At 67.5% G+C, this 18,711-nt stretch carries 17 protein-coding genes and 1 pseudogene; 8 read left to right on the top strand and 10 right to left on the bottom strand.

From position 1 onward, the window contains the following. Positions 1–123 precede the first annotated feature (123 nt). The 4 genes from AT700_RS22725 to AT700_RS22710 all read right to left on the bottom strand — a co-directional run bounded on the left by AT700_RS22725 (position 124) and on the right by AT700_RS22710 (position 5,227). Complete coding sequence (locus AT700_RS22725; protein ID WP_003163001.1) at positions 124–1,218, bottom strand: DUF1513 domain-containing protein; 1,095 nt, start codon at positions 1,216–1,218, stop codon at positions 124–126. 10 nt (positions 1,219–1,228) lie between these two features. Beyond that, positions 1,229–2,293, bottom strand: coding sequence for an imelysin family protein (locus AT700_RS22720; protein WP_003094017.1), 1,065 nt, complete (start codon positions 2,291–2,293; stop codon positions 1,229–1,231). Between the two features lie 9 nt (positions 2,294–2,302). Next, complete coding sequence (locus tag AT700_RS22715; RefSeq protein ID WP_048521627.1) at positions 2,303–3,724, bottom strand: di-heme oxidoredictase family protein; 1,422 nt, start codon at positions 3,722–3,724, stop codon at positions 2,303–2,305. A 162-nt stretch (positions 3,725–3,886) separates the two neighbouring features. Continuing rightward, positions 3,887–5,227: an imelysin family protein gene (locus AT700_RS22710; RefSeq protein ID WP_003112765.1), complete on the bottom strand. Its 1,341-nt coding sequence runs from the start codon at positions 5,225–5,227 to the stop codon at positions 3,887–3,889. 193 nt (positions 5,228–5,420) lie between these two features. Between AT700_RS22710 and AT700_RS22705 the strand changes: the two genes are divergently transcribed. Both AT700_RS22705 and AT700_RS22700 read left to right on the top strand, forming a co-directional pair. Next, complete coding sequence (locus AT700_RS22705; RefSeq protein WP_003094011.1) at positions 5,421–5,993, top strand: LemA family protein; 573 nt, start codon at positions 5,421–5,423, stop codon at positions 5,991–5,993. 1 nt (position 5,994) lies between these two features. After that, positions 5,995–6,897: a GIDE domain-containing protein gene (locus tag AT700_RS22700; RefSeq protein ID WP_003120884.1), complete on the top strand. Its 903-nt coding sequence runs from the start codon at positions 5,995–5,997 to the stop codon at positions 6,895–6,897. Here the strand turns inward: AT700_RS22700 and bifA are convergent, their stop codons facing one another. From bifA to AT700_RS22680, 4 genes and pseudogenes are all read right to left on the bottom strand, one after another. Beyond that, a complete protein-coding gene (bifA, locus tag AT700_RS22695) occupies positions 6,898–8,961 on the bottom strand; it encodes a cyclic-di-GMP phosphodiesterase BifA (protein WP_003094007.1) in 2,064 nt (687 codons plus the stop codon). A gap of 180 nt (positions 8,962–9,141) precedes the next feature. Beyond that, complete coding sequence (sodB, locus tag AT700_RS22690) at positions 9,142–9,723, bottom strand: superoxide dismutase [Fe] (protein ID WP_003094005.1); 582 nt, start codon at positions 9,721–9,723, stop codon at positions 9,142–9,144. A gap of 346 nt (positions 9,724–10,069) precedes the next feature. Further along, positions 10,070–10,671, bottom strand: a pseudogene (locus AT700_RS22685) (LysE/ArgO family amino acid transporter). Position 10,672: 1 nt separating this feature from the next. Beyond that, positions 10,673–11,074, bottom strand: coding sequence for an ACT domain-containing protein (locus tag AT700_RS22680; protein ID WP_003094000.1), 402 nt, complete (start codon positions 11,072–11,074; stop codon positions 10,673–10,675). 96 nt (positions 11,075–11,170) lie between these two features. On the opposite strand from AT700_RS22680, the gene AT700_RS22675 reads away from it, so the two are divergent. Continuing rightward, entirely contained in the window at positions 11,171–12,073 is a 903-nt protein-coding gene (locus AT700_RS22675; RefSeq protein WP_003120877.1) for a LysR family transcriptional regulator ArgP, read from the top strand. On the opposite strand, the gene AT700_RS22670 is transcribed toward AT700_RS22675, so the two are convergent. Next, positions 12,074–13,132 (bottom strand): saccharopine dehydrogenase family protein, encoded by a 1,059-nt coding sequence (locus AT700_RS22670; protein ID WP_003093996.1) that lies wholly within the window; start codon positions 13,130–13,132, stop codon positions 12,074–12,076. Between the two features lie 184 nt (positions 13,133–13,316). Here AT700_RS22670 and AT700_RS22665 point away from each other — a divergent pair, with 184 nt between their 5' ends. Further along, positions 13,317–14,306 carry an NAD-dependent epimerase/dehydratase family protein gene (locus tag AT700_RS22665; RefSeq protein ID WP_003103823.1) on the top strand — a complete coding sequence of 330 codons (990 nt, stop codon included), beginning with the start codon at positions 13,317–13,319 and terminating at the stop codon, positions 14,304–14,306. Here the strand turns inward: AT700_RS22665 and AT700_RS22660 are convergent, their stop codons facing one another. Continuing rightward, on the bottom strand, positions 14,307–14,570 hold the full coding sequence (locus AT700_RS22660) for a hypothetical protein (RefSeq protein WP_003103821.1): 264 nt from the start codon (positions 14,568–14,570) through the stop codon (positions 14,307–14,309). It abuts the gene before it with no gap. Between the two features lie 290 nt (positions 14,571–14,860). Here AT700_RS22660 and AT700_RS22655 point away from each other — a divergent pair, with 290 nt between their 5' ends. From AT700_RS22655 to AT700_RS22640, 4 genes are all read left to right on the top strand, one after another. Next, positions 14,861–15,697 carry an ATPase gene (locus tag AT700_RS22655; protein ID WP_003093989.1) on the top strand — a complete coding sequence of 279 codons (837 nt, stop codon included), beginning with the start codon at positions 14,861–14,863 and terminating at the stop codon, positions 15,695–15,697. Between the two features lie 215 nt (positions 15,698–15,912). Continuing rightward, positions 15,913–16,140: a ferrous iron transporter A gene (gene feoA, locus AT700_RS22650; protein WP_003103819.1), complete on the top strand. Its 228-nt coding sequence runs from the start codon at positions 15,913–15,915 to the stop codon at positions 16,138–16,140. A gap of 17 nt (positions 16,141–16,157) precedes the next feature. Further along, a complete protein-coding gene (gene feoB / locus AT700_RS22645; RefSeq protein ID WP_023096983.1) occupies positions 16,158–18,458 on the top strand; it encodes a Fe(2+) transporter permease subunit FeoB in 2,301 nt (766 codons plus the stop codon). Then, positions 18,458–18,700 carry a FeoC-like transcriptional regulator gene (locus tag AT700_RS22640; protein ID WP_003093982.1) on the top strand — a complete coding sequence of 81 codons (243 nt, stop codon included), beginning with the start codon at positions 18,458–18,460 and terminating at the stop codon, positions 18,698–18,700. The genes feoB and AT700_RS22640 overlap by 1 nt, the downstream gene beginning before the upstream one ends. Positions 18,701–18,711 lie beyond the last annotated feature (11 nt).

Raw genomic sequence — 18,711 nt, 5'->3', positions numbered from 1 at the left:
CCGACACATTACGTGCAGCTTTCAGGGCTTGTCAAAGCACAGGATTGGCGAAAGATTTCAAGCGTGTTGCAGGTCGCTTCCGACTTTCGCGGACCGGTATGGCGAGAGGTTGATGCCGCGCTCTCAGGCCAGGTGCAGGTGGTTGTCCCAGAGGCCGGAAGGCAGCTCCAGCGGTTGCGCGGCGATGCGCTCGCCCTGGCAGTCGTAGAAGCGGCAACGGCCCTGTCCGGACGTGACGACGAAGCCGTTCTTCACCGCGCCCACGCCGGCGCAGTCCGGCAACGGCGCGTCGAGGCGTACGGCACCGCTGTCCAGGTCCCAGATGAAGAAACGGTTGCCGCGCGGGGCGGTCAGGGCCACCAGGCGCAGGTCGTCGTGGATCGCCACGCTGGCGGTGTACTGGGCCATCGCCAGGCGCTGCTCCTCGGCCACCGGGAAGGCTTCGAAGGGACAGCCGGGGCGCTTGATCGCCAGCAGGTCGGCATGTTCGTGGGCATCGCCCATGAACTGCTGGCCGGCGACGATGGTGCCGTCGCGACCGATCGCCAGGTGGCGGACGCTGTTCATCTGCTGCGCCAGGGTTTCCTTGGACAGCAGGTTGCCGTCGTGGCGCATCAGCACCAGGCTGGGCTCCATGGCGTCGAGGTTCATCTCGACCCGGCTTTCCGCCTCGGTGCGAATGCCGCCGTTGGCCACTACCAGGGTCTCGCCGTCGGGCATCCAGGAAACCTGGTGCGGCCCGAGGCCGTGAGTAGAGATCTCGCCGCTGTGCTGCAGTCGCTCGCCGTCGAAACGGTAGACGCCGAGCACGCCGCGACCGGGATCGGTAGTGTCGTTCTCGGTGGCGTAGAGCCATTCGCCGCTCTGGTGGAACACGCCGTGGCCGTAGAAGTGGCGGTCTTTCTGCGAGACCAGGGTCTGCAGCAGGCGACCGTCGTTCAGGTCGATCAGGTAGCTTTCGGTGCCTGGCCGGCGGGCGACGAACAGCGCCAGCGGCAGGCTCGGGTGCTGGACGATGTCATGGCAGCGCTGGGCCACGCGGGTGGCGAACTGGCACTTGCCGTCCAGGCGGTAGCCCACCGCGTAATGCTGGCCATCGGCGTCGTCGCGCGCCGACAGCACCAGCGGTTGGCTACCCTGGCGGCTGAAGCTCCAGCCGCCGAAGGACAAGGCGCCGAGCAGCAGGCTGCCCAGGCCGATCACATGACGTCGCAGCATGGTGCCGACCTCAGTCGCCATCGTTGGCGTTGAAGCCCAGTTGCACGCCGAGGGCGCGGGCCAGGTCGCCTTCGTGCAGGCGGTGGACCACGTTCAGGCTGTCATAGAGGGCGTTGAGCTGGTTGCGCCCGTCTTCGCTGGCGAGCAGTTCGGAGAGCGGTTTCTGTTCCAGCGCCGCCAGCTTCGCGTGGCTGTCGGCGTAGGCGGCGTCGATCTTGCCGGCCAGGGCCTTCTGTTCGGCCGGCAGCAGGGTCTTCAGGCCCTTGCCGTCGATCCCTTCCCAGAGCGCCTGGGCGCCGCTCAGGCTGGCGTCCAGGCTGGCCAGCGAGGCGTTGCTGCGCCAGGCCTCGGCCTGGTAGGGCTGGGGAATGCCCTTGCTCTGCCGGCCCAGCGGAGTACCGAGTTTCTTCTTCAGCATGTCCAGGGCGGTGACCTGGACCCGCAGCAGCTCGGCGATCGCCTCGTGGGCGTCGGCATAGCGGTCGTTGGGGAACTTGCTCATCTGGGTGAGCATGCCGCCGTCGTTCTTCCAGCGCGCCAGGATGTCCTGGGCCAGTTGCTGCTGGTGGGTGCCGATGGCTTCCAGCAACGGGCAATAGCGGGCCTTGGTGGCGGCGTCGGCGAGGTCGATCTTGCTGTCGAAGAGGATGTATTCGTAGGCGGAGAGCCCCTGCACCACCACGCTGGCCTTGGCCAGGGCCGCGGCGTCGACCTGCGGGTTGTTCTTCAGCAACTGTTCGACCTGGCGCCCGACCAGATCCTTCTTGTCCGGCCAGAACTGCACCTGCCAGGCGCGGTTGCCCTCGGCCAGCGGGCCGATCAGCAGCGGTTGCAGCTCGGCCCAGGCCTTCTGCGCGGCGTGGAACGCGTCGCGGGCCTTGGCCAGGTCTTCCTTGCCCTGGCAGTAGGCCAGGGCGCTGCTGGCCAGGGCCTGGTCGGCCTCCACCCAGCGGCTGTAGGTCGGCAGGATCACCTGTTGCGCCAGGGCGGCACTGGTGACGGCCTGCGGGTCTTGCGGCGAACAGGCGCCGAGGGCGATGGCGAGGCTGGTCAAGAGCAGTCGTGGGCGGAACATGTGGGCTCCTCAGAGTGAATTCAGGAAGGCCAGCAGGGCGCTGCGCTGGTCGGCGTCGAAGCCGAGCACGTGCCGCTTGGCCGCTTCGGCTTCGCCGCCGTGCCAGAGGATCGCCTCCAGCAGATTGCGGGCGCGCCCGTCGTGGAGGAACTGGGTGTGACCGTTGACCGTTTCGGTCAGGCCGATGCCCCATAGCGGCGGGGTTCGCCAGTCCCGCCCGCTGGCGAGAAATTCCGGGCGATTGTCCGCCAAGCCGTCGCCCATGTCATGCAGCAACAGGTCGGAATAGGGACGAATCCGTTGGTTGGCCAGCTCCGGCTCGCTGGCGTCGGAACCGGTAGTGAAGGCGGGAACGTGGCAGGCCACGCAGTTGGCCTGGGCGAACAGGCGCTTGCCGGCCAGCACCTGCGGGTCGTCCACCTTGCGCCGCGCCGGGACCGCCAGGTTGCGGCTGTAGAACAGCACCTGGGCGAAGATGTTGTCGCTGACTTCCGGCTCGCCGCCGTCGGGCGCCCGGCGGCACTCGACCTGGGCGGCGCTGCAGTCGTCGTGGGGCAGCAGGCTGCTGGTCAGGCCCATGTCGTTGGCGAAGGCGTGCGCGTTCTGCTGCGGGATATCCGGCTGGCCGGCCTTCCAGCCGAAGCGGCCGAGCGCGGTGCGCTGCCGCGCGGCATCCCAGACCTGGTTGGCGCGCCCGCGGATACCGTCGCCGTTGCGGTCGTCCGGATCGGCATTGGCCAGGATCGCCTCTTCGGGAATCGCCTCGAGCAGGCCGAGCCCGATCATCGGCGGGGCGACGCGGGCGGAAAACATCGTCTGCGGATGCATCGGCCCATAGCCGAGCTGGCTGATACGCAGGATCGGCTTGCGCAGTTCGACCTCGGTGCCGTCCTCGAACCTCACCTTCAGTGGCTCGTAGTCCACCCGCACCTTGCCTTCCGGGGCGACGCCGGGAATGCCGACGTCCTGCAACTGGCCACCGTAGGTCGGCTCGGGAATCACCCCCTGGTGCAACAGGGTCTTGCCGTCCGCAGGGCCGGCCGGGATCGACAGGCGTACCAGCATCGACACCGCGCTGACCGCGTCCGCTCCCGGCGGGTGGCCGCGACCGTCCTTCACATGGCAGTTCTGGCAGGCGTTGGTATTGAACAGCGGTCCCAGACCATCGCGCGCAGTGGTGGAGGAAGGGGCGATGACCCAGGGGTTGCGGAAGAAACTGTTGCCCACGCTGAAGTCCAGGCGCCGGCTCGGGGCGAGGCTGGCGGAGGGCAGGGAGAAGGCGTTGCGGTCGCTTTGCAGCACCGTGGTCGCGCCCCCGGACAGGTGTTCGCCGGGCTCGGCGCGCAGCGGTTCGTCGTCGGCGCCGCATCCGCCCAGAAGGAGCGCCGTCAGGAGACAGGCGAGCGGCATGGAAGGTGACGGCAACGACATCGGCGAACATCCCGGACTGCGTGGAAACAGCCCGCAAGCTTACCAGTTGGGGCTAATCAAAATAAGAGGGATTTGCGTTTGTAAAGGCCCGCGAAGACCGCTTTCGAGGCCCTGAAACGCAGCGTGCGGCCATGGGCCGCACGCTGTTGGCACAGGAAGGAATCAGAACTCGTGGTCGGCGTTGTCCGGCTTCAGGTCCTGGATACCCAGCTTGCCAGCGGCCTGCTCGATGGCGCCGGTCTGCTTGACCAGGGCGGCGATGGCGTCGCGGATCTTCTGCTGGCCGTCCTTGTTGTCCGGAGCGATCATCTGGTCGAAGTGCACGCCATCCTTCTCGGCGCTGTCGACGATGGCCTGCAGCTTGGCCTCGGTGTCGGCCAGGTCGGCCTTCAGGGTGTCGTTGGCGGCGGCGTCGGCCTTGGCGACCAGGTCGGCCAGGCTCGGGCCCTTGACCACGCTGCCGTCGATGCGCTTGTACTCGCCGAGGTAGATGTTGCGGATGCTCTTGCCGTTGAAGAACAGGGTGTGGTGGGTGTCGTCGCTGAAGCAGTCGTGCTCGTCTTCGGTGGAGTTGGCCTCCAGCGCGACCTTCATGCGCTCGCCGGCCAGTTCGCCGAGGGACAGGCTGCCCATGCCGAAGAACATCTTGCGCAGGCCGGTATCCACCGGTTCGGCCTCCAGCTTGGCGCGGTAGTTGTCGGCGACGCCGGCTTTCCACTGTCCGGCCATGTATTCGAGGTCGCTGACCAACAGGTCGGTGACGGCCTTCAGGTAGGCGGCGCGACGGTCGCAATGGCCGCCGGTGCAGTCCTTGCCCTGGGCATAGTCGGTGGCGGGACGGTTGCCGGCGCCCGGACCGGTGCCGTTCAGGTCCTGGCCCCAGAGGAGGAACTCGATGGCGTGGTAGCCGGTGGCGACGTTGGCTTCGGAACCGCCCAGCTCGTTCAGGCTGGCCAGTTTCTCGCCGGTGATTTCCTTGACGTCGATCTTGTCTTCGCCGACCTGGATCTCGGTGTTGGCGACGATGTTGGCGGTGGCGCCAGGGTTGCCCAGGGCGTGCTGGTAGTCCTTGGCGACATAGTCGATCAGGCCTTCGTCCAGCGGCCAGGCGTTAACCTGTCCTTCCCAGTCGTCGATGATCGCGTTGCCGAAGCGGAAGGCTTCGCTCTGGGAGTAAGGGGTACGAGCGGCGAACCAGGCTTCCTTGGCGGCTTTCAGGGTCTCCGCGTCAGGCTTGGCGAGGAACGCGTCGATGGCTTTCTGCAGGTCCTTGGCGGTGCTCAGGGCATCGGCGAAGGTGGCTTCGGCGAGGTCCGCGTAGTTCTTGATCACCGCCTTGGCGGCGGCCTCGTCGACCTTGGCGGCCGGGGCGGCGGCGGGCGCGGCGGGCTGCGTGCTGGCCGCCGGTGTTGCGGGCGCTTCGGCTTTCTTGTCGTCGCCGCAGCCGGCGAGGGAGATGGCGAGGGCCAGCAGACTGGCGGTGGCCAGGGGCATACGAGTCATGGCGGATTCCTTTGCTTTATTGGTGGCGTGCCGAAGCGGCGCGCGCTTGTCGGAAACACCCGCGAGGGCGTTAAAAAACTGCCACATAATGCGAAAGATTTGCATTTTTGAAAAGGGCGCAGCGTGATCGCCGTCGTGCCTGGACATGTCGGGCGCAGCTAGAATGCCAGCATCTTCTTCCGGAGCTCCGTCCATGAGTCTGACCGCTATCGCGTTCTGGGTTGTCCTGCTGCTGCTCGCCGGCTACGCGGTGGTGCTCTACAACGGCCTGGTACGGCTGAAGCACGCCGTGGGCAAGGCCTGGGCCAACATCGACGTGCTCCTCAAGCAGCGCCATGACGAGCTGCCGAAGCTGGTCGAGGCCTGCAAGCAATACATGCAGCACGAGCGCGCCACCCTGGAGCGGGTCATCGCCGCCCGCAACGCCGTCGCCAGCGCCCGCGAGCGCGCCGACGTGAATGCCCTGGGCAAGGCCGAGAGCGGCCTGCGCGCCGGCCTGGGGCAGCTCTTCGCGCTGGCCGAGAACTACCCGCAGCTCAAGGCCAACGAAAGTTTCCAGTTCCTTTCCCAGCGCATCAGCGGCCTGGAGAACGGGATCGCCGATCGCCGCGAGCTGTACAACGAGGCGGTGAACCTGAACAACGTGCGCATCGAGCAATTTCCCGACCTGCTGATCGCTCGTGTCGCTGGCTTCAAGGCCGCCGAGCTGTTGCAGTTCAGCGAGGCGGAGAAGGCCGACGTCGATCTCAAGGCCCTGTTCGGCTGAGATGGACTTCGACCTGCGCTGGCTGTTCATCGCCGCCAGCCTGGGGCTCTGCGCCTGGGCCGGCTGGCAGTTCGTGCACCGCCTTGCCCGGGCGCGTCTGCTCGGCGACGTACCGACCTCGCGGATCCGTTCGGCGGCGCAGGGTTTCGTCGAACTCTACGGGGTGCTCGAGGAGGGCCCGGAAGGCCCGCTGCAGGCTCCCTTGACCGGCAAGCCGTGCCTGTGGTGGCGCTACCGCATCGAAGTCGAGGAAAAGCGCAGTGGCCGCGAGAAGGCCTGGCGCACCGTCGACAAAGGTGCCAGCGAGTCGCCATTCGGCTTGCGCGATGCCACCGATGCCTGCCTGGTCGACCCACGCGGCGCCGAGGTGCGACCCTTGACCCAGCAGCGCTGGGAGGCTTTTCGCGAAGCACCGATCGATACCCTGCGACTGCTGGAGAGCTTCGGCACCCTGGTCGGCGGAGAGCGGCTCTACCGCTACACCGAGGAGCGCCTGCATGCCGGCGAGCCGCTCTATGCGCTGGGCGAATTCCGCAGCAGCGGTGGCGGTCGCCAGGGACTCGATGCCGAACGGGCGCAGGGTGCGGTGATCCGTGAATGGAAGGGCGATTTCCACGGGCTGCTGGCGCGCTTCGACAGCGACGGCAACGGCGAGCTGGACGAGCGCGAATGGAACCGGGTGCGCCTGGCGGCACGGCTGGAGGCCGAGGATCGGCATCGGGCAAGCAGCGCCGCGCCGACCCGCCACCGGCTCGGCAAGCCGGGGGAGGCGCATCCCTTCATTCTCTCCAGCCAGGGCGAGGACGATCTCGCCGTGCAACTGCGCCGCCAGGCGGCGGGGGCCGCGTTGCTCTGCCTGGGCAGCGCGCTATTGGCGGGCTGGCTGTTCAGCCGCCTGTTCTGATCAGGGCCGTTCGCTGCTGGTGGCCTGGCTCAGGCGTCGCGCCTGCTTGAGGTACTGGGTCAGTTCCCTGGCCGGCAGCGGCTTGCTGTACAGGTAGCCCTGACCTTCGTTGCAACCTTCGGCGATGATGTACGCCTCCTGCTCGGCGGTTTCCACGCCCTCGGCGATCACCTGCATGCCCAGGCTCTTGCCGAGCTGGATGATGGCGCGAACGATGGTCGCGTCGTCCTCGTCCTGCAGCAGGTCCTGGACGAAACTCTTGTCGATCTTGATCTTGTCCAGCGGCAGGCTCTTCAGGTAGCTCAGCGAGGAATAGCCGGTGCCGAAATCGTCGATGGCGATCAGCGCGCCGGCGCGGCGCAGGCTGAGGAGGTGCTGGGCGGCAGTGGAGATGTCCTCCATCAGGCCGGTCTCGGTGACTTCCAGCTCCAGGCTGCGCGCCGGCAGGCGGTAGACCTGCAGCAGGTTGCTGACCACCCGTGGCAGGGCGTTGTGGTGGAGCTGCACGGTGGAAAGATTGACCGCCATGCGCAGGTCGTCGAAGCCCTGGTCGTGCCATTCGCGCAACTGCCGGCAGGCCTGGTCGAGCACCCACTCGCCGATGCTGAAGATGCTGCCGTTCTGTTCCGCCAGCGGGATGAACAGGTCCGGCGGGACGAAGCCGTGCAACGGATGTTGCCAGCGCAGCAGCGCCTCGACGCCGACCACGCGGTGGTCGCGGTAGTCCACCTGCGGCTGGTAGACGAGGTGCAGCTCGTGGCGCTGCAGGGCGTCGCGCAGGTCCTTTTCCAGTTCCCGGCGGCGACGCATCTCGCTGTCCACGCTGGCGATGTAGAACTGGTAGCGGTTGCGCGAGCGGGTCTTGGCCAGGGTCATGGTCTGCTCGGCCTTCTGCAGCAGTTTCTCCGTGGTCTCGCCGTCCTCGGGGAACAGGGTGATACCGATGGTGGCGCGCAGGCGCACCTCGTGCTGGTCGATCTCGAACGGCGCTTCCAGGCCGTCGAGGATGCTCTGCGCCAGTTCGGCCGCCTCGTAGGGTTGCTCGATGTCGGCCTGGACCAGGGCGAACTGGTCGCCGCCCAGGCGCGCCAGCGAACCGAGCCGCGCGCTGTGCCCGCGCAGGCGGTCGGCGAGGGCGATCAGCAACTGGTCGCCGAGCTGGTAGGTGTACTGCTCGTTGATCCCCTTGAAATCGTCGAGGCCCAGGCACAGCACTGCCACCCGGCGCTGCTGGCGGCCGGCGCCGTCGAGGATCTGGTCGAGTTGCTGCTGCAGCAACTGGCGGTTCGGCAGGCCGGTGAGGAAGTCGTACTGGGAAATGCGCAGCAGGTTGTCCTCGGCCTCGCGGCGCAGGTGGCTGTTGCTTTCGATCGAGGCGAGCAACTGGTTGGCGGTGGTCACCCAGAGCCCCAGCTCGTTGCGTTCGTGCCCCTTGAGCAGCGGCAACTGGTGCTGGCTGGGGCGGTCGGGATTGATGCTGACCAGGTGTTCGATGATCTTCGACAGCGGCTTGGTCAGCATCCAGTGGTAGACCAGGAACAGCACCAGGCCCATGGCCAGGGCGCGGAGAATGCCGGAGATGAAGATGATTTCCGAAGTGGTGACGAAGTTCTCGCCGTAGGGCGCGGTGTCCAGGGTGATCTTCAGGTCGCCGTAGTATTCGCTATAGGGCGGGCGGCCGATCAGTCGAATGCTGAAGGTGCGTTCCTGGCCGAGGATCGGGTCGGTCAGCCAGCGCGTCGGCAGGTCCAGCAGCGGCCTGGATTTCTCCGCCAGCATCGGCTCGCCGGGATGGCCGATGCTCGCCTGGCGCACCGCCTCGTGCTGGAACAGGCCTTCGAGGACCTGCATCGCCATTTCCCGGTCGAGGCTGTAGACCGCCTGGGTGGAAGGGTCGCGGACCATCGCGAGGATGCGTTGGGCGTCGCTGCTCACCGCCTGCTTGGCCTTGTAGGCGTCGAAGACGATCTGCGCGCAACTGAGCACTACGCCAACGGCTAGCGCCGCCAGTAGCACGACACGCAGCAGCTTGAGCGAGAGGCTGTGTCGGGAGTCCAGTTTCAAGGGGCCTTCCTTGTTCGTCGCCAGGGCGAAAGACAAGCCGGTAGGAAGAGCTTGTTTACCTCAAGAGGCTATCACGAGCGAAGGTCTACCAGTTCCTGAGGGTAGACGATGGCTCCTGGACCGCAGATTAAAACGAAAAAGCCCGGCGAATGCCGGGCTTTTTCGTGGTTCTGATCAGACTCAGGCAGCGAAATTCTTCGCTACGAAGTCCCAGTTGACCAGGTTCCAGAACGCCTCGACGTACTTCGGACGCAGGTTGCGGTAGTCGATGTAGTAGGCGTGTTCCCAGACGTCGCAGGTCAGCAGCGGGGTGTCGCCGCTGGTCAGCGGGTTGCCGGCACCGATGGTGCTGGCCAGGGCTAGGGAGCCGTCGGCCTTCTTCACCAGCCAGCCCCAGCCGGAACCGAAGGTGCCGACGGAAGTCTTGGTGAACTCTTCCTTGAACTTGTCGAAGGAGCCGAAGGCGGCGTTGATGGCGTCGGCCAGGGCGCCGGTGGGCTGGCCACCGCCGTTCGGGCTCAGGCAGTTCCAGTAGAAGGTGTGGTTCCACACCTGGGCGGCGTTGTTGAAGATGCCGCCGGAGGAGCTCTTGACGATCTCTTCGAGGCTCTTGCCTTCGAACTCGGTGCCCGGGATCAGGTTGTTCAGGTTCACCACGTAGGTGTTGTGGTGCTTGTCGTGGTGGTATTCCAGGGTTTCTGCGGAAATGTGCGGCTCAAGGGCGTTCTTTTCGTAAGGCAGCGGCGGCAATTCGAAAGCCATGGTGTCTCTCCTATTCTTCCTCAGGTCAGGACTGGCGCGGCTAGCGCGCGACCGGTTCACGGGGCCGGTCCGATGCCTGTCCGGGAGCCCGTCCTGGATCCCCGGGGGGACGTTCGGCGGAGCGCTCCGGAAAGGGCGCCGGGTGCGACTCGGAGCCTAGGCTCCCAGTGCCGCGAACTCCGGATCATAGCACCCGTGTCGGGGCATATCCACGCAGCAACTGTAGGGGCAAAGGCCGGCGGCGGCGCGCTGCGACGGGCTTCTGCAAGCTCGCCGGCGAACACCGCCACATTCTCTCTGGACTGCCTGGCGGCGCGAGGGTTCGCTCGGGAAGACAGAAACCGCGTTATCCCCGGAACAGCAGTTGCGCGGCCATGCCCAGCATCATGGCCGCCACCATCAGGTCGAGCAGGCGCCAGGTGGCCGGGCGCGCCAGCCAGGGGCCAGCCACGCCGCGCCGAGGGCGAGGGCGAAGAACCACATCAGCGAGGCGCTGGCCGCGCCGAGGGCATAGGCGCCCGGCGCGGCCTGCTGGGCGCCGAGCGAACCGATCAGAAGTACGGTATCGAGATAGACGTGGGGGTTGAGCAGGGTGACCGCCAGTGCCGCCAGAAGCACCGCCTTGCGCGAGCGTGGCCCGGTTTCCGCGGCGTTGCCGAGAGCGTCCGGGCGCAACGCGCGAAGCAGCGCCTTGAGCCCGTACCAGGTCAGGAAGGCGATCCCGCCCCAGCGGGCGATGGCCAGCAGCGTCGGGTTTTCCAGCAGCAGCTTGGCCAGGCCGAACACGCCGAGGCTGACCAGCACCGCGTCGCAGAACACGCAGAGCGCGGCCACCGAGAGGTGATGCTCGCGGCGCAGGCTCTGCGCGAGGACGAAGGCATTCTGCGCGCCGATGGCGATGATCAGGCCGGCAGCCACCAGGATGCCGTTGAGATAGCTCTGCCACATGTCAGTGTGCCTCCGCCGCCAGCCGCTGGAGCACGGCGAGGGCGCGCCGGCCCTCGTCGCGGGCGACGAACAGGTGGTCGTGGAAATAGCCGGCCATCACGTTGCAACTGATCCCGGCTTCGGCCAGCGCCGTGGCGAAGGCGGCGGTCAGGCCCACCGCCGCCAGCGAGGAGTGCACCGTCAGGGTGATCCAGGCCGCCACGTATTCGTAGGGCAGGCCCAGGCGTTCGGCCTGCCGGCGTTCGAGCACCAGGGTCAGGCCCTCGCGCTCGCGGAAGCTGGCGAGCGGCTCGGCGCCGTTCGGCAGCGCGCCATCGGCGCAGGTACAGAACACATAGTCGCCGGGATTGAGTTCGGGAGTGAGCGTGCGCAGCAGGGTGCGCAGCGAGGTTTCGCCAGCCATGGTCGGTCCGCGTCGGGTGATCGGAAAAGTGCTGGCGAGTGTGGCCGCGGGCGGTTTATAAGGAAAACGAATCCTGCTGATCTCTCATTAGGAAAACTGATTTTGTTCGACTACAAGTTGCTCGCCGCGCTGGCCGCGGTGGTGGAGCAGGGCGGTTTCGAGCGCGCCGCACAGGCGCTGGGGCTGTCGCAATCGGCGGTATCGCAGCGGATCAAGCTGCTCGAGGCGCGGGTCGGCCAGCCGGTCCTGGTGCGCGAGACGCCGCCGCATCCCACCGATCTCGGGCGCCGCCTGCTCAACCATGTGCAGCAGGTGCGGCTGCTGGAGGGCGACCTGCAGCGCTGGGTGCCGAACCTGGATGAAGGCGGTGCCCCGGAGCGCCTGCGCATCGCTCTCAACGCCGATAGCCTGGCGACCTGGTGGGCCGCCGCGGTGGGCGATTTCTGCGCCGAGCGGCGGGTGCTGCTGGACCTTGTGGTGGAGGACCAGGAGGTCGGGCTCAAGCGCATGCGCGCGGGCGAAGTGGCCGGCTGCGTCTGCGGTAGCGCGCGGCCGGTGGCCGGCGCGCGTTCGCTGCTGCTCGGAGCCATGCGTTATCGCGGCCTGGCCAGCCCGGATTTCATTGCCCGGCACTTTCCCCGCGGGGTCGAGGCGGCCGCCCTGGCCGGTGTGCCGGCGATCGTGTTCGGCCCGGACGACCTGCTGCAACACCGCTTTCTCAAGGACCTCGGCGTCGAGGGCGGTTTCATCCACCACCTCTGCCCGTCCTCGGAAGGTTTCGTCCGCCTCACCGCCGGCGGTCTCGGCTGGGGCCTGGTGCCGGAGCGCCAGGTGCAAGGCGAGCTGGCGCGCGGCGAACTGGTCGAGCTGCTGCCCGGCCAGGTCATCGACGTACCGTTGTACTGGCACTATTGGCGCAACGGAGGCGAACTGCTCGCGTCGCTCACCGAGCACCTGCTCGCCCGCGCCGGCGACGGCTTGGTGCGGGTGTCAGGCTGATCAGCCGATGACGGTGATTCGTCCGGAGCCGGGCAACGATTCGACGCAGCGCGCGCCGAGCAACCGCGATGGCGTGAAGTAGCCGCCGGGACCCTGGTAGTCCAGCAGGTGGCGCACTGCCAGGAGCACGCCGTGCAGGGTCAGGTCGTACACGTTGGCCGTCTCCAGGCGCGCCGTGCGGCGTTCGCCGCGGGCGTTGCGCGCCTCGCCCCAGACCCAGGTGCGCAGGCGCTCGCGGGCCGCCTGGTCGGGGCCGGCGATGCGTTTGTCGACCTGCCCCTTGAGCCAGTCCTGGACCCGTTGCCGACCGAGCAGCGGACGCAGCGGGTCGATCAGGCGCATGCCCAGGGCCAGCAGCGGCGGCGCCGGCAGGTAGACCTCGATGTCCGGGATGCCGGTGCTGTAGTAGGCGGTGGCCACGTCGCCCCAGGGAATCGTCACGGCGTGCCGCAGGCCGCGGCCGAAATCGATGTCGCGGCGCTTGTAGCCCAGCGGCACGTCGCGCAGGCGGCCATTCTCGCGGATCTTGCCGCCGAACTTGAGGCCTTCGACGCTGGTCTTCGCGGTTCCCGTCGAAAGCCCGCTGCCGGTGTCGAAGCCCAGCGCCAGCCGTTGCGCGTCCGGCAGCGCCTCCTTCAGGCAGGCGGCCAGGCAATCGGTGGGGATCACATCGAAGCCGACGCCCGGGCAGACCACGATGCCGGCCTCGCGGGCCTCGGCGTCGCCGGCGTGGGCCTGCTCGAACACCGCGATCTCTCCAGTGATATCCACGTAGTGGGTGCCGGCGGCGCGGCAGGCGGCGATCATCGGCGTGCTGGTGGCGGAGAACGGACCGGCGCAATGGGCCACCACCTTCACCTGGTCCAGGGCTTCGCGGCAGGCCTGCGGATCCCCCAGGTCGAAGACCCGGCACTCCAGCCCGAGCTGGCTGCCGAGGGCGTGCAGGGCGGCCGGGTTGCGTCCGCCGAGGAGCGGCGTCAGGCCCTCGCGCTGCGCCTGTTCAGCGACCAGCCGGCCGGTGTAGCCGTTGGCGCCGTAGATCATCCAGTGACTGGCCATGGTGCGTCTCCCAGCGTGCAGGTGGCTTTCAGGTTAGACCTTGTAGCGCGCAGCGCCGCTTCTGTCGCCCAACGCAAGTCGTGCCGGCGGCCCGCAAGGTCGTTGTTCTGGCATGCTGTGCCAGTGGTGGCGCGGCTCCGGGTTGCTAGAGTCGCGGCACAAGAAGAACAACGGGAGAAACGCAATGCGGATTCTGGTAACGGGGGCGACGGGCTTCATCGGCGGGCGTTTCGCTCGCTTCGCCCTGGAGCAGGGCCTGTCGGTACGGGTCAGCGGTCGTCGTGCGGACGCGGTGGAGCATCTGGTGGCGCGGGGCGCCGAGTTCGTTCCCGGCGACCTCGCCGACCCGGCGCTGGTCCTGCGCCTCTGCGAGGATGTCGAGGCGGTGGTGCATTGTGCCGGCGCGGTCGGAGTCTGGGGACCGCGCGAACGCTTCCTGGCGGCCAACGTCGGGCTTGCCGAGAGCGTCGTCGAGGCCTGCATGCGGCAAAAGGTGCGGCGCCTGGTGCATCTGTCGTCGCCGTCGATCTATTTCGACGGGCGCGACCACCTGGACCTGAACGAAGAGTACGTACCCCGGCGTTTTTCCGACCATTACGGGGCGACCAAGTACCAGGCCGAGCAACTGGTGCTCAGCGCCCGCGACCTGGGCCTGGAAGTGTTGGCGCTGCGTCCGCGCTTCGTGGTCGGCGCCGGCGACACCAGCATCTTCCCGCGAATGATCCAGGCCCACCGCAAGGGACGCCTGCGGATCCTCGGCAACGGCCTGAACCGGGTCGACTTCACCAGCGTGCACAATCTCAACGACGCGCTGTTCAGTTGCCTGCTGGCCGGCGAGCCGGCGCTGGGCAAGGTCTACAACATCAGCAACGGGCAGCCGGTACCGTTCTGGGATGCGGTCAACTACGTGATGCGCCAGCTCGACCTGCCGCCGGTCGGCGGTCACCTGCCGTATGCCGTCGGCTATGGCCTGGCGGCGCTCAACGAAGGCGTCTGCCGGATCCTGCCGGGGCGCCCGGAGCCGGTGCTGTTCCGCCTGGGCATGGCGGTGATGGCGAAGAACTTCACCCTGGACATCAACCGCGCCCGCGAATACCTCGACTACGACCCGCGGGTCAGCCTGTGGACCGCGCTCGACGAGTTCTGCGCCTGGTGGCGCGCCCAGGGACTCTGATCAGCCGCGCAACGGGCCGGCGTATTGTCGGCTCGGCGCCTGCGCGGGCAACAGGGAAGGTTCCGCCGGCGGCAGCGCGACCCCGCTGAGCCTGCCGAGGCGCTGTCCCAGCTCCCGCGTCGTCGCATCGCCGGAGCGGGCGCAGGCCGCCTGCATCGCGGCGATCGCATCGCGTTGCTGGAAGTGGATATCCAGCGCCTGTTCCTCGCGTAGGCGTCGGCGCACGGCGCGCATGCAATCCAGCAAGGATTTGTTCAACTCCATGCATCCTCCGGCTCTCGAATCTGCCCGGCAATGCCCAGGCAAGCGACGTGCCATGCGGGCCGCGGACCAGCGCCGGCGTGCGGGGCGGGGAACCGCTGGCGGCCTGCGGCGGTCTGTGCCGGACAACGTTCGCTCCGTCTTGGGGCGCACGGCTTCGCGGTGGAGCGCCCCGGTCCGGCAATTTGCTTCGAGCAGACGCTGAAGGGGCGGGGCCGAACCGATATAATGCGCCATTCGGCCCTTTCTCCAGGCCTCCGGCAGGATGCCGTTCCCCTTCACAGGTTTTCACCATGCGTAACGATGCTTTCGACGAACTCGACGATGTGCCCAGCCTGACCACCGATGCTGCCGACCGTGATGAATTCGGCCACCACCCGCGGCACGTCTACGAACCGGAGCAGCGCCGGGTCGTCGACACCAAGGAGCGCCGTCCGGCCTCTACCGGCCCGCTCTGGGCCCTGCTCGGGGCGATGCTGATCGCCCTCGCCGGGGTGGGTTGGTGGAGCCACCAGCAAATCAGCCTGATGGAACAGCAGTTGGTGGCGACCCAGGAAAGCTTCGTAAGGATCAGCGAGGAAGCCGCCGGGCGCCTCGACGACATTCGCGGCAAGGTGGTCGCCAGCGAGTCCAGCGTCACCAGCGAACGCGAGGCGCTGCGCCTGCAGGTCAAGCAACTGCAGGAGAAACTCGGCAGCCAGGAACGCCAGCAGGCCGATGTGAGCAACCAGTTCGGCGGCCAGGGCAAACGCCTCGACCAACTGGCCAGCGATCTCAAGGCCCAGCAGGAAAGCGCGGCGCAACTGGTCGCGCAACTGGACGGCAAGCTGCAGACACTGGCCGCCGAACAGGAGAAGCTGAAAGCCCTGCAGGTCGAACTGGGCAAGACCAACGAGCAACTCAAGGCCCTCGGCGGCGATGTCGCGGCGCTGAAGAAGCAGGGCAACCCGAGCCAGACGATCAAGGGTATCCAGGATGACCTGCTGGTATTGCGCAGCCAGCTCGACAACCGCCCGGCCCAGGGCGGCAATACCGCCGAGTTCGACGCCTTCCGCACCCAGGTGATGCGCAACATCAACACCCTCCAGGCCCAGGTGCAGAACCTGCAGCAGCAGCTCAATACCCGCTGACCCCTTGCGCCGCCAGCCGCCCGTCGCACCGGGCGCTGGCGGCGACAGTTCGCCGCGCCCGGCGAAAATCCCCGCTTCCATTGCTCTGGATCAGCGAATCCGCTGCTCCTCCACTCCGATACTGCGTCCTTAAGCGAGCCTTAAGTGAGAGTCGTTTAGATTCTCGGTCACCGGCCAGGGAGGCCATTGGTCCCTTCCTCTGCCTGGAATCCGCCATGAGCGCATTGCAACCGTCCCGTTCCTACCGCATCACCGGTTATTCCCCCGCCATCAGCAACGGCTATCGCCAACGCCTGTTCTCCATGGGGCTTCTGCCCGGCGCGGCGCTGCGCGTGGTGCGCATCGCCCCGCTGGGCGACCCGATCCAGGTCGAGACCCGCCAGACCAGCCTGGCGCTGCGGCGCAAGGACCTCGCCCTGCTGACCCTCGTCCCGCTCGACTGACCCCGCCCGGAATCCCCATGACCGCATTGACCCTCGGCCTGATCGGCAATCCCAACTCCGGCAAGACCACCCTGTTCAACCAGCTCACCGGCTCGCGCCAGCGGGTCGGCAACTGGGCCGGCGTCACCGTGGAGCGCAAGGAGGGTGCGTTCCACACCGCCCGCCACGCGGTACGCCTGGTCGACCTGCCCGGCACCTATTCGTTGACCAGCGTTTCCGCCCAGGCCTCGCTGGACGAGCAGATCGCCTGCCGCTACATCGCCAGCGGCGAAGTCGACGTGCTGGTCAACGTGGTGGATGCGGCGAACCTGGAGCGCAACCTGTACCTCACGGTGCAGCTGCGGGAGATGGGCATCCCCTGCATCGTCGCGCTGAACATGCTCGACATCGCCCGTAGCCAGCGCATCCGCATCGACATTGACGGTCTGGCGCGGCGTCTCGGTTGCCCGGTGGTGCCGCTGGTATCCACCCGCGCCGATGGCATCGACGAACTGAAGGCGGCCATCGACTCCCTACAGCTCCCGCAGGCGGCGCTGGCGGTGGATTACCCGCCGGCCATCCAGGCGCAGGTCGGCTACCTCCTGGAAACGCGCGCTCCGGCGGCCTCGGCCATCGAGCCGCGCTGGCTGGCGTTACAGGCGCTGGAAGGCGATATCTTCAACGGCCCGGCGCTGGGCTTGCCGCCCGCCACCCTGGAACAGGCGCGCCAGGGCTGCGGTGAGGAGCCCGAGCTGGCGATCGTCGATGCGCGCTACCGGCTGATCGGCGAGATCTGCGCGGCGGTCTGCGACCACCAGCAGGCTCAGCCGCACCGGCTGACCCAATGGCTCGACCGGGTCGTCCTGAATCGCTGGCTGGGTCTGCCGATCTTCCTGCTGGTGATGTACCTGATGTTCTTCTTCGCCATCAACATCGGCGGGGCGCTACAGCCGATCTTCGACAAGGGCTCGTCGGCGATCTTCATCGACGGCATCCAGTGGCTGGGTATCCGCTTCGGCCTGCCCGATTGGCTCACGGTGTTCCTCGCCCAGGGCATCGGTGGCGGGGTCAACACGGTGTTGCCGCTGGTGCCGCAGATCGGCTTGATGTACCTGTTCCTCTCGCTGCTCGAGGATTCCGGCTACATGGCCCGCGCGGCCTTCGTCATGGACCGCCTGATGCAGGCGCTGGGCCTGCCGGGCAAGTCGTTCGTGCCGCTGATCGTCGGTTTCGGCTGCAACGTACCGTCGATCATGGGCGCGCGGACCCTGGACGCGCAGCGCGAGCGGCTGATTACCATCATGATGGCGCCGTTCATGTCCTGCGGCGCGCGCCTGGCGATCTTCGCCGTATTCGCTGGGGCCTTCTTCGGCCAGGGCGGCGCGCTGGTGATCTTCTCCCTGTACCTGCTCGGCATCGTCGTGGCGATCCTCACCGGGCTGTTGCTCAAGCACACTTTGATGCGCGGCGAGGCCTCGCCGTTCGTCATGGAACTGCCGCTGTACCATGTGCCACACCTTAAGAGCCTGCTGCTGCAGACCTGGTCGCGCCTGCGCGGCTTCGTGGTGCGGGCCGGCAAGGTGATCATCCTGGTCAGCCTGGTGATCGGCGGCCTGAACAGCATCACCCTCGACGGCAAGCCGGTGCAGGGCGACATCGGCCATTCCGCCCTGGCCAGCGTCAGCCAGCGTCTCACTCCGCTGCTGGCGCCGCTCGGGGTGCAGCCGGACAACTGGCAGGCCACCGTCGGCCTGGTCACCGGGGCGATGGCCAAGGAAGTGGTGGTCGGCACCCTGAACACCCTCTACACCGCCGAGCAGATCCAGGGCGAGGCCTTCGACTACGAAGGCTACGACCTGCCCGGGCAACTGCGCGACGCCCTGGTCGAGACCTGGGACGGCCTGGTCGATACCTTCAGCCTCAGCGTGCTGGCCAACCCGGTGGAGGCGAGCATGGCCGACGGCGACATGGAGAGCGGCTCGATGGGCACCATGGCGAGCAAGTTCGGCAGCCCCATCGCGGCCTACAGCTATCTGGTCTTCGTCCTGCTCTACGTGCCCTGCGTGACCGCCATGGGCGCGATCGCCCGGGAAAGCAGCAAGGGCTGGATGGCTTTCTCGGTGCTCTGGGGGCTGAACGTCGCCTACTCGCTGGCGACCCTCTGCTACCAGGTCGCCACCTTCGCCGCGCACCCCGAGCGTAGCGTCCTGACCATCGCCGTGGTGCTGCTCTTCAACCTGATCCTGATGACCTGCCTGCGTCTGTTCGGCCGTGAGCAGGTACTGCAACTGCCAGGCCGAATGGCCGATGCCCCGAGCGGGCAGGGAGGATGTCACTGATGGCGACACTCATGCAGATCCGCGCCGCCCTGGAAGACGGCCAGGCGCGTGGGCTGAAACAGCTCAGCCGCCAGGTGGACGCGCCGCCGGCGCTGGTGGAGGCGATCCTGGAGCGGCTGATCGCGCTCGGCAAGGTCGAGCGGGTGGCTGCGCAAAGCTCGGGCGGTTGCGGCGGCGGTTGCAAGGGCTGCGCCCAGCGCGATCCGTGCGCGGAGCCGGAGCCGTATTTCCGCCTGCGCTAGACAGGCAAAGC

Origin of the sequence: Pseudomonas aeruginosa (genome assembly GCF_001457615.1) — a bacterium.
Classification (GTDB): domain Bacteria; phylum Pseudomonadota; class Gammaproteobacteria; order Pseudomonadales; family Pseudomonadaceae; genus Pseudomonas; species Pseudomonas aeruginosa.
This window is presented reverse-complemented; position numbering and strand designations above follow the sequence as displayed.

Bases quoted from the DNA above. Each gene is read 5' to 3' on its own strand.
- AT700_RS22655 (WP_003093989.1), top strand. From the start codon at position 14,861: ATGCGTAACGATGCTTTCGACGAACTCGACGATGTGCCCAGCCTGACC.
- AT700_RS22680 (WP_003094000.1), bottom strand. From the start codon at position 11,074: ATGGCTGGCGAAACCTCGCTGCGCACCCTGCTGCGCACGCTCACTCCC.
- AT700_RS22660 (WP_003103821.1), bottom strand. From the start codon at position 14,570: ATGGAGTTGAACAAATCCTTGCTGGATTGCATGCGCGCCGTGCGCCGA.
- AT700_RS22705 (WP_003094011.1), top strand. From the start codon at position 5,421: ATGAGTCTGACCGCTATCGCGTTCTGGGTTGTCCTGCTGCTGCTCGCC.
- AT700_RS22710 (WP_003112765.1), bottom strand. From the start codon at position 5,227: ATGACTCGTATGCCCCTGGCCACCGCCAGTCTGCTGGCCCTCGCCATC.
- AT700_RS22640 (WP_003093982.1), top strand. From the start codon at position 18,458: ATGGCGACACTCATGCAGATCCGCGCCGCCCTGGAAGACGGCCAGGCG.
- AT700_RS22665 (WP_003103823.1), top strand. From the start codon at position 13,317: ATGCGGATTCTGGTAACGGGGGCGACGGGCTTCATCGGCGGGCGTTTC.
- AT700_RS22720 (WP_003094017.1), bottom strand. From the start codon at position 2,293: ATGTTCCGCCCACGACTGCTCTTGACCAGCCTCGCCATCGCCCTCGGC.
- AT700_RS22715 (WP_048521627.1), bottom strand. From the start codon at position 3,724: ATGTCGTTGCCGTCACCTTCCATGCCGCTCGCCTGTCTCCTGACGGCG.
- AT700_RS22725 (WP_003163001.1), bottom strand. From the start codon at position 1,218: ATGCTGCGACGTCATGTGATCGGCCTGGGCAGCCTGCTGCTCGGCGCC.
- feoB (WP_023096983.1), top strand. From the start codon at position 16,158: ATGACCGCATTGACCCTCGGCCTGATCGGCAATCCCAACTCCGGCAAG.
- AT700_RS22670 (WP_003093996.1), bottom strand. From the start codon at position 13,132: ATGGCCAGTCACTGGATGATCTACGGCGCCAACGGCTACACCGGCCGG.
- sodB (WP_003094005.1), bottom strand. From the start codon at position 9,723: ATGGCTTTCGAATTGCCGCCGCTGCCTTACGAAAAGAACGCCCTTGAG.
- feoA (WP_003103819.1), top strand. From the start codon at position 15,913: ATGAGCGCATTGCAACCGTCCCGTTCCTACCGCATCACCGGTTATTCC.
- AT700_RS22700 (WP_003120884.1), top strand. From the start codon at position 5,995: ATGGACTTCGACCTGCGCTGGCTGTTCATCGCCGCCAGCCTGGGGCTC.